14 protein-coding genes and 1 pseudogene are annotated in these 13,923 nt (G+C 62.3%); 6 read left to right on the top strand and 9 right to left on the bottom strand.

The window, feature by feature from the left end; genetic code table 11:
- Positions 1–267 precede the first annotated feature (267 nt).
- From istB to POM99_RS18335, 6 genes and pseudogenes are all read right to left on the bottom strand, one after another.
- Positions 268–1,137, bottom strand: a pseudogene (gene istB, locus POM99_RS18360) (IS21-like element helper ATPase IstB).
- A complete protein-coding gene (locus POM99_RS18355; protein WP_369011644.1) occupies positions 1,134–1,397 on the bottom strand; it encodes a hypothetical protein in 264 nt (87 codons plus the stop codon). The pseudogene istB and the gene POM99_RS18355 overlap by 4 nt, the downstream one beginning before the upstream one ends.
- 885 nt (positions 1,398–2,282) lie before the next feature.
- Positions 2,283–2,633 carry a PilZ domain-containing protein gene (locus tag POM99_RS18350; protein ID WP_277280049.1) on the bottom strand — a complete coding sequence of 117 codons (351 nt, stop codon included), beginning with the start codon at positions 2,631–2,633 and terminating at the stop codon, positions 2,283–2,285.
- Positions 2,630–4,303: a hypothetical protein gene (locus tag POM99_RS18345; protein WP_277280047.1), complete on the bottom strand. Its 1,674-nt coding sequence runs from the start codon at positions 4,301–4,303 to the stop codon at positions 2,630–2,632. The genes POM99_RS18350 and POM99_RS18345 overlap by 4 nt, the downstream gene beginning before the upstream one ends.
- A 52-nt stretch (positions 4,304–4,355) precedes the next feature.
- Positions 4,356–5,093, bottom strand: a complete 738-nt coding sequence (locus POM99_RS18340) for a hypothetical protein (RefSeq protein WP_277280046.1) — start codon at positions 5,091–5,093, stop codon at positions 4,356–4,358.
- A gap of 89 nt (positions 5,094–5,182) precedes the next feature.
- Positions 5,183–7,330, bottom strand: coding sequence for an ATP-binding cassette domain-containing protein (locus tag POM99_RS18335; protein ID WP_277280044.1), 2,148 nt, complete (start codon positions 7,328–7,330; stop codon positions 5,183–5,185).
- Positions 7,331–7,568: 238 nt separating this feature from the next.
- On the opposite strand from POM99_RS18335, the gene POM99_RS18330 reads away from it, so the two are divergent.
- Together POM99_RS18330 and POM99_RS18325 are read left to right on the top strand one after the other, a co-directional pair.
- Entirely contained in the window at positions 7,569–8,975 is a 1,407-nt protein-coding gene (locus POM99_RS18330; protein ID WP_277280042.1) for an HlyD family type I secretion periplasmic adaptor subunit, read from the top strand.
- A gap of 272 nt (positions 8,976–9,247) precedes the next feature.
- Positions 9,248–9,628: a hypothetical protein gene (locus POM99_RS18325; RefSeq protein WP_277280041.1), complete on the top strand. Its 381-nt coding sequence runs from the start codon at positions 9,248–9,250 to the stop codon at positions 9,626–9,628.
- Between the two features lie 150 nt (positions 9,629–9,778).
- On the opposite strand, the gene POM99_RS22500 is transcribed toward POM99_RS18325, so the two are convergent.
- Positions 9,779–10,000, bottom strand: coding sequence for a helix-turn-helix domain-containing protein (locus POM99_RS22500; protein ID WP_369011646.1), 222 nt, complete (start codon positions 9,998–10,000; stop codon positions 9,779–9,781).
- Between the two features lie 117 nt (positions 10,001–10,117).
- On the bottom strand, positions 10,118–10,384 hold the full coding sequence (locus POM99_RS18320; RefSeq protein WP_277280039.1) for a hypothetical protein: 267 nt from the start codon (positions 10,382–10,384) through the stop codon (positions 10,118–10,120).
- 62 nt (positions 10,385–10,446) lie between these two features.
- Between POM99_RS18320 and POM99_RS18315 the strand changes: the two genes are divergently transcribed.
- From POM99_RS18315 to POM99_RS18305, 3 genes are all read left to right on the top strand, one after another.
- Positions 10,447–10,635, top strand: a complete 189-nt coding sequence (locus tag POM99_RS18315; protein WP_277280037.1) for a hypothetical protein — start codon at positions 10,447–10,449, stop codon at positions 10,633–10,635.
- Between the two features lie 962 nt (positions 10,636–11,597).
- The gene (locus POM99_RS18310; RefSeq protein WP_277280036.1) at positions 11,598–12,020 is read left to right on the top strand and encodes a CZB domain-containing protein; all 423 of its coding nucleotides are present in this window, start codon (positions 11,598–11,600) and stop codon (positions 12,018–12,020) included.
- Positions 12,021–12,353: 333 nt separating this feature from the next.
- On the top strand, positions 12,354–12,647 hold the full coding sequence (locus POM99_RS18305) for a hypothetical protein (RefSeq protein ID WP_277280035.1): 294 nt from the start codon (positions 12,354–12,356) through the stop codon (positions 12,645–12,647).
- A 70-nt stretch (positions 12,648–12,717) separates the two neighbouring features.
- On the opposite strand, the gene POM99_RS18300 is transcribed toward POM99_RS18305, so the two are convergent.
- The gene (locus POM99_RS18300) at positions 12,718–13,062 is read right to left on the bottom strand and encodes a hypothetical protein (protein WP_277280033.1); all 345 of its coding nucleotides are present in this window, start codon (positions 13,060–13,062) and stop codon (positions 12,718–12,720) included.
- 266 nt (positions 13,063–13,328) lie between these two features.
- Between POM99_RS18300 and POM99_RS18295 the strand changes: the two genes are divergently transcribed.
- Positions 13,329–13,832 (top strand): nucleotidyltransferase domain-containing protein, encoded by a 504-nt coding sequence (locus tag POM99_RS18295; RefSeq protein ID WP_277280031.1) that lies wholly within the window; start codon positions 13,329–13,331, stop codon positions 13,830–13,832.
- Positions 13,833–13,923 lie beyond the last annotated feature (91 nt).

Raw genomic sequence — 13,923 nt, 5'->3', positions numbered from 1 at the left:
ACCAAGGAGCCATGGGATGCATTTGATGAGGCCTCTGGCACTGCTGCTCTTGTCGCACCCTTCGCCTCGTCCGGATGCATGCAAACAGGTGCTGGGTCGATATGAGCCTGTGATGGATCGCAACCGGATCGCGAGCTACGTGCCGTGCCGGAGATATCCAAAGATTGCGGCGCAGGACCTGCGAGTTCGAGATCGCGTGTAGCGCGACAACTTGGATGAGGATTGCGCGTCAATCAGGATAAGAATGTGATTGTCGCGGCGCGTCGATCAGTGCCTGTTTTGATTGTCGCTGGCAAGGTCGTCGTTCTCATCCTGATTATCGCGGATGGTCTCGAGGACCTTTGGGGTGGTGTAGGCGGCGGGGCGCCCGGCGCCGGTGCGCCTGGCCTGTGCGGTACGCCGCCGATAACTTTCGACGTTCATCTCGAAGATGGTGGCGAGGTGCACGAGCCTGTCCACGGCGGCGAGCGTCATGGCGGGATCCGGGAAGACCCGGTTCCATTCGCCAAAGGGGTGGTTGGCGTTGATCAGCAACGATCTTCGCTCATAGCGTGCGCTGTTCAGCTCGAAGAGCACCGACGTCTCGGCCTGATCGCGCGAGACGTAGACGAAGTCGTCGAGGATGAGCTGGTGGTACTTGTCGAGCCTGGCCATTGCGGATTCGAGTGCGAGTTCGCGCCGGGCGACCTGCAGGCGTTGCACGAGGTCGGAAGTTCGGGTGAACAGAACCCTCCAGCCCCGTTCCACCAGCGCCAGGCCGATGGCCGCGGCCAGATGAGTTTTTCCGCCACCCGGCGGGCCGAACAAGATGAGGTTGGCGCCTTGCTCAAGCCAACCATCGCCGGCGCACAAGGCCATGACCTGCGCTTACGAGATCATCGGCACGGCATCGAAGGCGAAGCAGTCGAGGGTCTTGCCTGCGGGTAGATGGGCCTCTGCCAGATGGCGTTCGATCCGGCGGCGATCGCGTTCGGCGAGTTCGTGCTCGGCGAGCGCGGCGAGGAACCTGCTGGCGGGCCACCCTTCCTTGTCCGCCTGGGCGGCAAAGTTCCCCCAGATGTGTTTGATGGTGGGCAGGCGCAGCTCGTTGAGCATCAGGCTGAGGCGCTGTGCATCGATCATGGGAGCTGCACTCATGCGGCTTCTCCCTGTTCGATAAGTCCGTCGTAGATCGAGAGCGGCACCAGTTTGACCACGACTTCGGGCAGATCAGCAGGGTCGGGACTGAACCGGGCCCGCAGAGCTATCAGACACGGTGTTCGGCGCGCGGCCAGATCCTCGGCCAGGAGCCCGGCGAGTTCGGCCTCGCATGCGCGTTCGTGAGCCATGGCCAGCAGTTCGACGGTGATGCAGCATACCTCCCGCTCGCCATGAACTTCCAGCAAGTGGTCGAACATCAGGCGATAGGCATCTGCCCGAGCGCAGCGATTGGCAGAACGCTTGCCGCAAACTACTGACCTAGGACGTTGTCAGAGGGGGCTAGGCGTGTTTTCGATCTGCCTTGCAGATCACTGCCCAGTGCCGCGCGAACGCGGCAAAAGTGCTGCTTGCATCTTTTCCAGTGCCGGTAGCGACCAACCTCGCTTTCGGCATGAGAGGTCTTGCAAATCCTTGCGTGCCATGTCCACAAGCCTGGCTCGCCGCAAGGCTGTGCCTTCGAGGACGAGGACTTGCGCAAAACCTGGTCGCCAGTCCTCGCCGACGCGGCCAGGCGCACGGAACATGGCGATCGATGGCATTCGGACGATTTAACCGGCATCGGCAAACCGGCGCCTCCACCTTCCCGCACGAACGTCACCAGCGCGATTGACCAGCGCTCATCCGTTGCAAAGGTGTGTCACGACGCTCCGTGCGGGCCATCGTCAAGACACGATCCGAAAGGCACGAGCCGTCAAGCTACGAGCGTCAAGGAAGGGGTGCCCTGAGCCGCATCCTGGTGGGATCGACCGAACGACACGGCAGAGTCTTGATGCTTCCGCCTTGGGGCTTGGTCATCGAGCCGGATTGACCAACAACCGACTGAATGGATCGCACAGCCGCCCAGCAGAACATCGCAATCAGCAAGAAGATGACCACTGCCAGGATGCAAAGCGTTGCGGTTGCGACTCCTTGAGGAACGAAGATCGAACTTCCGTGGTCCATGGCAGCCTCACCTTTAAAAAGCACATGTGCTCCGATGGACCGCAACTGCCCACAGGCTCGCAAGGTTCCGCGTGCAAGACAATGGGCGGGACAGGTTGCCGGCTGGCTGTCGCCGAGCTTTGCCGGCTTCGCGGCTTGGGTCAGGCGGCTTGCGCTAGGTCCCGCTGGGCCGCAAGGATGTCCGCGATTGACTTCTGATCCAGCAGGCCGGCAAAACGGATGCCGAATCCGGCAGGCGTGGTTGCAACGATCGTCCCGGCAATTGCCTTGCCCGCGATGTGCAGCTCGATTTCGACGTCACGCCGATGCATGAGATAGGCGAGCCTGGGGCGGAACATTGCACCGCCCGCAGAAATGTTGATCAGTCTTCCCTCGTACGTCACCATGCTGTCGGTCAGGACGAGTTCACCCTGGACCTGGCAGGCGTGCCTTTCGGCGCTCCGCGCGAAAAACCGTTTGCGCCGGAAAAGGGAGATGGGGTTGAGTTTCATCGCACGCTTCCTCCTGCGTTGGCTTGCACTGCCCCGGCCGCTGACGGGCGGCCCCGGTCCTGAGCGCGCTCATCCATCCGCGCATTGAGTTCCTGAACGAGGCGGCTGAGCTGGGCCCGCGCGTCAAGGGGTCTGCCTCCTTCGCCCGGACCCTCTTGACCTGGTTGAGTGACCTGATGGCCTCCTTGATCGCGCAAGTGCCCGAAAAGGCTCGCAACGCCATCACGTCCGGCCATGGCCTCTGCCTCCATGCTTGCCATCCGCGCGATCAGGTCGCGATGCAGCCTGCGGCTTTCTTCGCGGCCTGTCGCCAGAGCATGTCGGGTTTCGCTGCGCAAGCGGCGCAGTTCGCGGGCGGTCTGCCGGGCGCTGTAATGATGCCGCAGGCCGACCAGTCGCGAGACGAGGGACAGGCCCGGTGACAGGATACGGGCGATCAGGCCGCCCCCGTCGGACTTTGAAGTGTCGTTCTGGCGCGCCACGCCGCGCACCTCGGCCCCGGCGCGCTGCTGCAGGTCGACGAGCTGGTCGAGCTGGCGGTGAAGGGTTGCGCCATCAACCTGGGCCGTGCGTTCGACCAGGGCTCCGAGCGTCCCCAGAGTCGCCCGAAGGTTGGCCCGGTCCGCCTCGGCATCGAGCGACAGCGATTGCAGCTGGGCGAGGATCACCACCTGGTTTCGGGCAAGATCGGCGACCGCTTGCCCGATCGGCTCGAGCAGCGGCCGGGGGTCGGCCGACCGGCTGACCGCATCGGCAAGGCCTGCAACGGAGGCCGCCAGCAGATCAAGATCGGCTCGACTTTCAAGCGCCTGGTGAGCCGCCTGGTCGAGCACCCCGCGCATTTCAGCAAGTTCGCGCACGCCTGCATCGATCGCCCGACGTACGCCCGGAACCTCGGATGCGCTGGCCTGCGCGGCTTCGTGCTGGCCACCTTCGAGCGCTGCGACGCTGGTCAGCCAGCGCTCGAACTCATTGCGCAGCGATTTCATCGCGCTGGTCATGCAGCGCTCGAGCGCGCCGAGCACCATCGAGGTCATCAGGCCGAAGAGCGAGGAACTGAAGCCCACGGACATGCCATTGAGCGGGGCCTTCATGCCCTCGATCATCTTGCCAAAGCTGTCTGATCCCCCCTTGCCCGAGACGTCCATGGCACCGATCAGCTCGGATACCGAATGGACGGTCTTCATGAGACCCATGAAGGCGCCAAGCAGGCCGAGGAAGACCATCAGGCCGGAGAAGTAGATGATGGTCGACTTGCGGTCGTTGATGCGCTGGTCGACGTCGTGGAGCAGGGTCTGGACGGTGGCCGTCGAGATCTGCAGGTCTTCCTGCTTGCCCAGTTCGCCGGCAATCAGGTGGTAGCCTTCACCCAGCAGTTCAGGCTCGTGGAACACGATCGCCGGCTTGGCGAAAGGGTCCTTGGGCCGACGCGAGCGCACGCCGTAATCGATCTGCAGCGCATGCAGCGCGACGATCTCGTTGCGCAAGGCGAGCACGTGCTTGAACGCGATGCTGGCGGCAAGGGCGAAGATCGCGAAGATGGAGAGGTTGAGCGCCATCTTCGCCTTGATGCCGGCGATGACGAAGTCCTGTGCATAGATGCCAAGCCCCATCAGCACCAGCATGATGCCGGACATCTTGAACAGTTCTGTCCGTAGTTTGCGTTCCATGGGTTCTATCCGGTGCGGGTCTATGCTTCGATGCTGGTTGACAGGCCTGGGATCAGGGCTTGATGACGACCCTGACCATGTGTCCGTCGCCCGCCGAGGGATCGGTCACGCGAATCTGGGTCAGGATGGCGCCCGGCGCGATACCGGCACGCACGAGCAGGTTGCGGGTCATTGCCGCGCGGTAGAAGGCGATCCGTTCGGCTTCCGAGATCGACCCGGTCTGGGGCGCAAAGGACCAGATTTCGTACTTGCCCCCGCCTGCCGCCTTCGAACGGATGAAACCGATGATGCGCGAGGCATTGTCATCGTCGATGTTGGCGGCATTGGCGGCAAAGGCGATCTTGAGCAGCGTGTCCGCGGTCTTGACCTCGACGCCTTGTGCGGTGTCTGCCCTCTCGACAGACTTGACCTGGACCGCAAGCGTGTCCTTGGTCTCGCGGGTACGAATGGTCAGGCGCTCGGCGCCATTGATCGCGGTATCGCTGCGCAGGACCGATCCGAGCTCGGCGACCGAACTGCCATCAGGGGCACTGTCGGGCGAAACTTCGCTGGTCTGGGCGGCGTTCCTGGCAGCTGCACCAGCCTGACCGGCGCCGGGCCACTTGCCTTGCTTGGCGAGCTCCTGGGCTTCCATCTGCTGCTTGTAGTTGGCGATCACGCGCTGCGAGAGCTGCATGACTGCGGCGCTCATGATGACCAGCAGGAAGGTCACGACCATGATCACGGTCGTCAACACGTCGACAAATGCAGGCCAGTGGTTGACTTCGCCGTCGCTGGATGCCCCTGCCACTTCGCTTCCCCTGTTCGCATTGGCGCCGTGCCGATGCGCGCTTCCTTAAGCGGCCCTACACAGACAAGGTTAAAAGGCCTTTAACTGCGTCACGCCGCCGCGGCGGCGTGGCGTTGGGCGGCCTGGGCGCCGAGGCGCGCGAGCACTTCGGCCTTCGGGCGGTCGGCAATGATCCGTCCCTCCTCGAGCCAGATCACCCGATCAACCAGATCGAGCACTGCGAGGCGGTGGGTTGCAACAACCAGTGTCTTGTCTGCGCAGGCTTCACGTAGCCCCGCGATCACGCTCTGCTCGCTTGCCACGTCAAGCGAAGCGGTCGGCTCGTCGAGCAGCAGCACGGCAGGATCGCGGACGAGCGCACGGGCAAGCAGCAGGGCCTGGCGTTGTCCGCCCGACAAGGCCTGGCCACGCGGACCGGCTTTGCGCATGTAGCCTTCCGCGGTCCGGGCCACGAAGGAATCGAGGCCCGAGCAACGGATCGCGCGATCGACAGTGCGCTCATCGGGCTCGGGCAGGCCCAGCAGGATGTTGTGCCACAAGGTTCCATCGAAGATGGTGGCGTCCTGCGCACTGTAGACGACCGACCGACGCAGATGGGGAATGGCGAAACGGTCGATCGCATGACCGTCGATCGTCAGCAGGCCTTCCTGCGGCTGGACCAGGCCGGCGATGAGTTGCAGCAAGGTCGACTTGCCCGAGCCGGACTTGCCGATGAGTGCGATCTTCTCGCCAGGCCGGATCGTGAAGCTGACATCGACAAGGCTTGGCGCCGCGGCATCGGCAAAGCGGTGGCCAAGGCGGCTCGCCGCAATCGCGCCCTTGATCGGGGCATCGCCGATTGCCGGGTCGGAAACCTGGCGCTCGGCTTCTTCCTTGAGAATCGCGGCAAGAGCTTCGAACTGCGCGAGCGACTGGTAGAGGCGGGCAAACATCGCAACCGTGCCGGCAACCGGCACCATGGCCCTTCCGGTCAGCAGGACGACCGCGATGAGGGCGCCCGAAGTCATGATCCCTGCCCTGATCTGAAGGACACCGATCACCACCACCATGACGGTCACGAATTGCACGATCAGGCCCGACACCGAGGCAGGCAGCTCGGACCAGTGGCGCACGTGCTTGTTGCCGAGCGCCAGATGGTCGGACAGGACATCCCAGCGTCCTTCGAACAGCCCTTCGCTGCGATTGGCCTTGATCGTCGTCCACCCCTCGTTCAGTTCCGCGATAAGGTCGCTGCGCGCCTGGACCAGCTTGCTCGAGCGCCGGCTCGCGACCTTGAGCGCGTAGTTTGCGACCATGCCAAAGCCGAGCAGCCCTGCCGCACCGACGAGGGGGCCGAGCACAACCATGCCACCGATCGCGGCGATCAGGGCGAAGAAGAGCACCACGAATGGCAGGTCGACACAGAATGTGACGATGGCCTGCGGGATCAGCAGGGCAAGCTGCTCGAGGTCGCGCAGGGCCGTCATCACCGAACCGACCCCCTGGCCTTGCGAGCGGCTGCGCGCCCTCAGGATCGCGGTGACCGCACGGTGCTGCACGGCCTGTCCGACGCGCACGGCGAGCCCGTCGACAAAGCTGCTCTTGAGCTTCTTGAGCAGGAGTTCGAAAACCAGCACGATCACGATTCCCGCCGAAAGCGCCCACAGGCTCGAAATCGCAAGGTTGGGTACGACGCGATCGTAGATCGCACGCATATAGAGCGGTATCGCCATGGCGCACAGATTGAGGAGCGCGGCCGCAGCAACCAGGCGGACAAGGACCTTGCGTTCGGCAAGGTAGGCACCAAGCAGCCAGAGGCGGGGATTGCGCCGGACAAGATCCCTTTCCTGGCTCTCGCCCGCTCCATTGACCGGATCGACGTGACCGGTCCGCAGCATTTTGCCCGAAAGCGCGGGGAGAAGATCGAGAAGATGGATGGCACGCTCGCCGGCGGCGTCGCGAACCAGCACGAGGTCGTCGTCGCCCGCGCCAACGATGAGAAGCGCGCGGCCATCGACCGTGGGTGCCAGGACTGGCAGGTCGCTTATCTGCAAGTCGGCATTGGCGATTTCGTGCCAGTGCGCCTCGAGACCGATCCGGGACAGCGCAAGCGGCACGAAGCGCTCTGCAAGCTGGCCCTGCGAGACCGGAAGGGCGGCCGAGAGGGCCTCGCCGCAGGTGGCGATGCCGCGCATGGCGCCCAGGGCCACGAGCGCGTCGATCATCGGCATCGGATGCATTTCGACATAGTCGCGCACGCTCGGGCTCTCGTGTCCGGAGCCGAACCTTTGTGCAATGTCCTGGCGGCATGCGGCCAACCGGACAAAGGCATCGCGAAGGCGCTTCATATGGTTTCCCCCTTAGGTACCCGTGAAGTGCCAGTTTATGGAAAACCGCGAGTAAATCGGGGGCTAGAGGTTTTCACGTAGACAAGGATGAAGCAAAAACAAGGATAACGAAGCGTAAACGCCGAGCCACAACAATCAGGCCTAGACGATGACGCTCGAGCAGTTCCGCGACAAGGTGATCCGGTCCCTGGGAGGCGCAAGCCTTCTCGAAGATGTACGCCCGGGTGAAGTCAATCGTGTTCTTGGCGGCGCCCTGACCCTGCCGAGCCATCCGATCGGACAAGTCATGCCCTGGAGCGCACGGCTCTCGTTCTCGGCCCCCTCGCGCATACTCGCTGCAATCCTGGTGGTTGTCGCCGCCTTTGCTTTGTGGGCCTGCTTCTTTACGGTCGACAAGGTCACGCGCGGCTCAGGTCGCGTGCTGCCATCGACACAGAACCAGATCGTCCAGCATCTTGAAGGCGGCATCGTCAAGGAAATCCTCGTTCAGGAAGGCCAGCGCGTCCGCAAGGGCCAGGTCCTGATCCGGATCAGCAATGCCGTTACCGGCGCCGACATGCAGAATGCCCGGACCGATGTGGTCGCCAAGCGCCTCATGCTTGCCCGCCTTGACGCGGAAATCTCCGGCGCCGGGTCATTCGTTCCGCCTGCAGATCTGGCGCGCCAGGCCCCCGAGATCGCAGCCAGCGAAGTGGGCATGTTCACCTCACGCCGCGCCCAGCGCATGCAGCAGGCCGGTATCATCGACCAGCAGGCCCGTGCCAAATCGGCTGAAGTCAGCTCGCTTCAGGCAAGGCTGGGCAATCTGCGAAACGAAGAGCGCCTTGCGATGCAGCAGCTCGACAAGCTCGAACGGGCCTACGCCGAGGAAGCCATCTCCGAGCGCGAAGTCCTCGAAAAGAGAGCTGCGCTGCTTTCGCTGCGCACGCGCATCGCCGACGTCCAGAACCAGATACCGCAATCGTACGCGGGCGTAAGCGAATCCGTAGCCCGTCGCGGGGAAATCTGGACCAGTGTGATGGAGCAGGCAAAGGCGCAGGCAACGCAGTTGCGGCTGGAGCTCGCGAAGGCCGACGAACAGTACGGGGCGGTCCAGGACCGGTTCCAGCGTGAAGAAATTCGGGCACCGGTCGATGGTGTGATCAATCGCCTCAATGTCCAGACGGTTGGCGGCGTCATCAAGGGCGGCGAGCCGGTTGCCGAGATCGTCCCGATCGCCTCGCACGTGATCATCGAGGCAAGGGTTGCACCCAAGGATCGCGGCAATATCTGGCCTGGCCTGCCTGCGAGGGTGAAGATCTCCGCCTATGACGCGACCGTCTACGGCGCGATCGATGCCAAGGTGACCGACGTTTCGCCAGACGCAATCCAGGATGCCAAGGGTGGTCTCTACTACCGCGTGCGGCTTGAGGCTGCCAAGGCCGACTTTGGCCCTGGCAAGCCCGTCGTGCCGGGCATGATCGGCGAAGTGGCGATCCGTTCGGGGAACCAGACGATCCTGAGTTACATCCTCGGGCCACTCGTCAAGATCCGCGACGAAGCCCTGCGCGAGTAGCCGGCGACTGGCCCGGCACGGGTGAAAGCCCACACGAGAGACTGATTGGGTCCCGCATCGACCCTTGAGGTTGCGTGTGACCCGTCGACGGGAGGATGGTGCTCAAGGCCACATGGAGTTCCATGTCTGGTCGCAAGTGCCCTGTCCGCACAGCCCGGCGGCGGGCTTGCTAACCCGCCTTGCCCCATGTGCTGGCCCTGACGTCGCAATTGCTGGAACAGGCCATGCACAGGTTCATTGCCGGTTCAATGCCAACCGACGACGGTGAACTCATGATCAAGACCCACACCCTGCTTCTCGCCCTTGCCGCAGTTGTGGCAACCCCTGCGCTTGCCCAGACGTCCGCCGTCGAACGCGCCAACGCACGCGATCGCGCCAGCATCGAGTACCGCAAGACGCATTGTCCTTCCGGGGACCTTGCGGCCTGCAGGCGGGCGAATGAACGTCAGCGTGATGCCATCGCTTATCGCAATGCCCACGCATCCGATCGCGCCCGCGATCGCAATGCTGCCATCCGACGTGCCAACCAGCGCGATCGGGAGAGCATCGCCTATCGCAACCAGCATTGCCAGGGAACGGCACAAGCCTGCGCCCGCGCCAACGAGCGCACGCGTCGCGCGATCGCGTATCGAAGAGCCCACGCCGGCGACTGATCCCTGCGCACGATGAGACCTCTTTCAGCGCGAACCAAGTCAAGGCCAGGCCTCATCAAGGCTTGGCCTTTTTGATGTGCGAGGATGATTACTGCGATCGCAATGGACCGCATCTGTGCTCTGTCGGCACAGGAAATCACGAGCACACGGTTACGGAGGCGTGCAGTGGCTTGCTTGCGGGATGGAAACAGCGCCAGCTTGCCTGCCTGCCGTAACAATGGCTGCCCCGCCTGACACGAGTGCTCTTAGGATCTTTTTGAGGTTGTCTTCCATGATCGGGGCGCCGCTTTCGAAGCGGGTAATCGTGAGGCGATGCACGCCCGCGCGCTCGGCAAGTTGTCCTACAGACCAGCCCAATCCCGCCCTTGCCATCCTGCATTGAACAGGTTGCATTTGCGCTACTCCGGTCAATATCCCCCAAGAATTTTACAAAATATCATCTCGTGCCACCCCCAACAATGCCTGCCGATTGGTTTAAACCATTTCGGATCATTCTTTGATTTCTACAAGAAAATCGCCTGCAGCCCACGCGATCCGGACCTTTGTCGGAAAGTTTTTGCGACGTTTGTTACAAATCACCAATGCGCAATTTGAAGTTTTGCTGCATGACCAGTTTCGTTTGTACAGGGGGCAGGCAGGCGCAAAAGCAAACGCCGCTTCTGTCATTTCAACGCGACCTTTGCGCCACCCTTCCCGCGCAGCACCATTGAATATCGAGGCCCATTCAGGCTGCGGAAAGCCGTTGAGCGCAATCATTTCATCAGAATCACAAACTTGCCGGGTTGCACATGGTTACGAGTCGCGGACTTCGCAGGGGGGTGTTTTTCGCCATCCCGTTGAGCATCATCATCTGGTGCGCCCTGGCCACCGTCGCGCTGGAGGCTCTGCCGCGCAGCACCAGACATGAACTCGCCCGTCCCGTCCGCCACGTTCTTGCCTTCCTCCACCACGGGCCCAGGCCGCAGAACTGGTATTTGCGCTCGATTCCACCGTACAACCGCGCCTGACAGGGGCCGACCGCAAAGCTCTAGTGCGGCTCGAATGACCACCCATGTCTCCCGAAATGACATTTGCAGATTGCAACCGGCCGGGTGCAAGGACCGACGTTAAGGATTGCGTCGATGAAATTTCGGGCTAGGGTTACCATGCTCGATCGCCTGTTCCTCGGAACAACCGAGCAAACGCAGGTAGGCCTCGTCACTCTCCAAGGCGGCGAGGCCTACTTCGTTTGTGGAAAGCTGCAATCAGGCCCGTCACTAGGCTGCTGTTCACCGTCTCCACGACGGAGCCGACACGGGTTGTCTGATTGATCTGGACCTGAATCAAGAGATAGTCACATCGAGGGCTGTCCTTCAGCAATGTCCCAGGACCGGTCACTCGCCAAGGCTGCCAGCTTGGCAGGCCCCTCAGCCCTTCTGCCCCCCCGGACCCTGACCTAAGTCGAATCTGAGCCTTGTCGGCAGGCAATCACCATCTTGCACGCCTTTGCGGGACGTTTTTTGCGCGCTGGGCAAGGCGATGAGTGGGCAAAAATTTACCTTGAGGTCGTAAGGTCGGTGGCAGGACGATCAGGCGATCAGCGCTTGTCGGATCTGGGACCTTGAGGGATCATGACGCGAGGATCGAAATGGAGTCCGGCCAGACCTGGATATGACCGGGCAAAGCGTCACTTTGATGCTTTGCTGGCAGGCCAGGACGGCATCGTCATTACCTCGCCCCACTATACCAGGGGCGTCTATCGCCCCCTGCGCTCGGGCCCGGCCAGCAATCCCACTGCACACATGCTGCCAAGTCGCCGACGACGCCTCGCCCCGGCAATCATGAGTTCGTCAGCAATCGATCAGGACACCGAATTGCTGTTCCTGCTTCGCACTCTTACCGAATCGGGCCCAAGCGAATGATGGGATGCGAACCGAGCGAGCCATGGCCATCAGCCGAGCAGCCGCAGTGTACGGCCGGCGATTCCTGGATGAGCCAGCTTCGGCCAGGCCCGACCGAGGGCGTTGAAGGTGCATCGACGGCTGTTCGTTTTGCTGGGCAGATACAGGCCGCGATCCATGCGCACCTTGCCTGGAAGGTGCGGCTCCGGGCAGCCGTGCTGTCGGGTACCAGCACGATGACCCCTGAGATGGCAAAGCGTGACGATATCTGCGCGATGGGAACCTGGCTCTACAGCCCAAGCTTTGACGAACGGGCAAAGCAAGGCCATTATTTCGAAGATGTCATCAGGGCCCATGCCCTGTTTCACCAGGCAGCAGGCGAGGTGCTCCACCATGCCAGGAATGGTGAGAAGGCGACAGCCGGCCAGCTGATGCATGAAGCTTTCATTCCCCGCTCCGACAGACTCGTCTGCCTCCTCGAGGAATGGTCCGACTTCGTTGGCCCGACTTGACGGAGCGTTTGCGCACCACAAAATGCCCGCGGCTCAGTGTGTTCCTGCAAAGACGTCTCGATCGCCCGCATGACGGCCGCGATTTCTCAGATGCCGCTTTACACGGGGGCCGACCTTCCCGTATTTCAGCTAGTTAGGTTGCATGCCTGACGGCCATGTATTCATCGATACTGCCCCGTGGAGAGCTAAGGCGGCTATGACAGTACAGCTGGTTGCAGCAGGTGGCGCTGACCAGCAATGACTCGGGACGACACCGCACTTCCCGCAGAGAGACAGACAGCGGGAGGCAGGAGAAGTGCGATTTCACGACGGCGTGACATTGACCTGGACCTTATGGACCTGAAAGCGCGCTTCGCCCGTCTCACCGGCAAGCATTATGCCATGCTGTCCGCATTTGCCTCGGGGCAGAGCATCACTGATTATGCCATCGAACAGGGCGTAACCTTGGGTAGTATCAAACGGCGCGTGAGGCACGTCTGCACGGTACTCGGCATTACCGAGTCCCAACTCATTCCAACGTTCGAAGCCTGGCGCAGGAGCGATGAAGACCTTGCTGTCCGCAGGACAGCCGACCTGATCAGGCCGCTGCTGGCAAATCCCGAGAAGCTGCGCCGTCTGCGTGGGTGAATGACCGCTCGATCTGCATGCCGGTTGCGACTGTCAAACGGCGCAGATCACGCAGCTGCGATTTACCCAGTCAGGCCATCAGCTCGTGTTGCCGCGCCAGCTTGTCCACCACCCCTACGTCGAGCTGGGCGATCGTCTGCGCGCATTCGGCGCGATCATTGGCGATGCGGGTGGCAAGGTGGTCCTCATCATCAAGCTCGGACCCTATCTCGCGCAGGAGCTGCGCGCTTTGGTCCAGCCAGGCTGCGACACCGACAATGGTTCGCTGCGCTGAAGACCTGCGGTGGGCGGCAAATGCCTGGACAAGTGGATGATCATCCGACTTGCCCAGCCGGATGAGTGAACGCATACTCGAAAGCACGGTCACTGACGCCGCCGCATTGCGATCTTCTTGGGTGATCTCGATATCACTCATCTGTTCTTCACAGGCCTCTAGCTTGACCGATTGATTGCGGCGCCCTGCCTAGCTGGTACGGCCCGGCGCCGAAGACAAGAGCCAGGCTTGCCCGAACCAGATGTCGATGGACCCGGCCGCATCGCCCCAGGCACCGCTTGGACGCCAGAGCAGCCAGTGCCGCGCCGGAGCCGCCAACCCGCCAACCCATATCTCAGTCGTCTTGGGAGACTCGTTTTGCACAAGCAAGGCTTGCGTCTGAACCGCCGGCGGGCGAGACTCCGCCAGTGAAGAAGGACATCGACCACTTGCCACCGGCCCAGCAGCAGGAACTGGAACGGGTGACGCAGATCCTGATGGACGAGTTCGCCATCGCGATCTCGCGTGCGACGCAGCCCTGGAAGAAAAATGGCAGGATTCAGAAGATCGTGCTGTTCGGCAGTTATGCCCGTGGCGACTGGGTAGACGAGCCGGGCAACGGCTATCAGTCGGATTACGACCTGCTGATCATCGTCAGCCACCCGGACCTGACCGACATCGCCGAATACTGGTACATCGCCGAGGACCGGATCATGCGCGAGCAGGCCATTGCGCGTCCGGTAAACATCATTGTGCATACCCTGGACGAGGTGAACCAGGGGCTGACGCGTGGCGAATACTTCTGGGTTGATATCGCGCGCGAGGGCATCGCACTCCATGAATTGTCTGGTGCTCAGCTCGCCATGCCCCAGCCATTGACCGCTCGTGATGCGGTCGAAATGTGCGCGGCGACAACTACGATGGCCGGTTGAGCGGCGACTATGATGGCCGGTAGGATCGGTTGTCTGGTCTGATCGTAGGGAGGGGCGCAGCCCCGACCGGAGAGCGGACCAGACAACCGGT

Origin of the sequence: Novosphingobium cyanobacteriorum (assembly GCF_029436685.1) — a bacterium.
Lineage (GTDB): Bacteria > Pseudomonadota > Alphaproteobacteria > Sphingomonadales > Sphingomonadaceae > Novosphingobium > Novosphingobium cyanobacteriorum.
The sequence above is the reverse complement of the archived record's forward strand: the minus strand, read 5'-3'. Positions and strand labels throughout refer to the sequence as shown.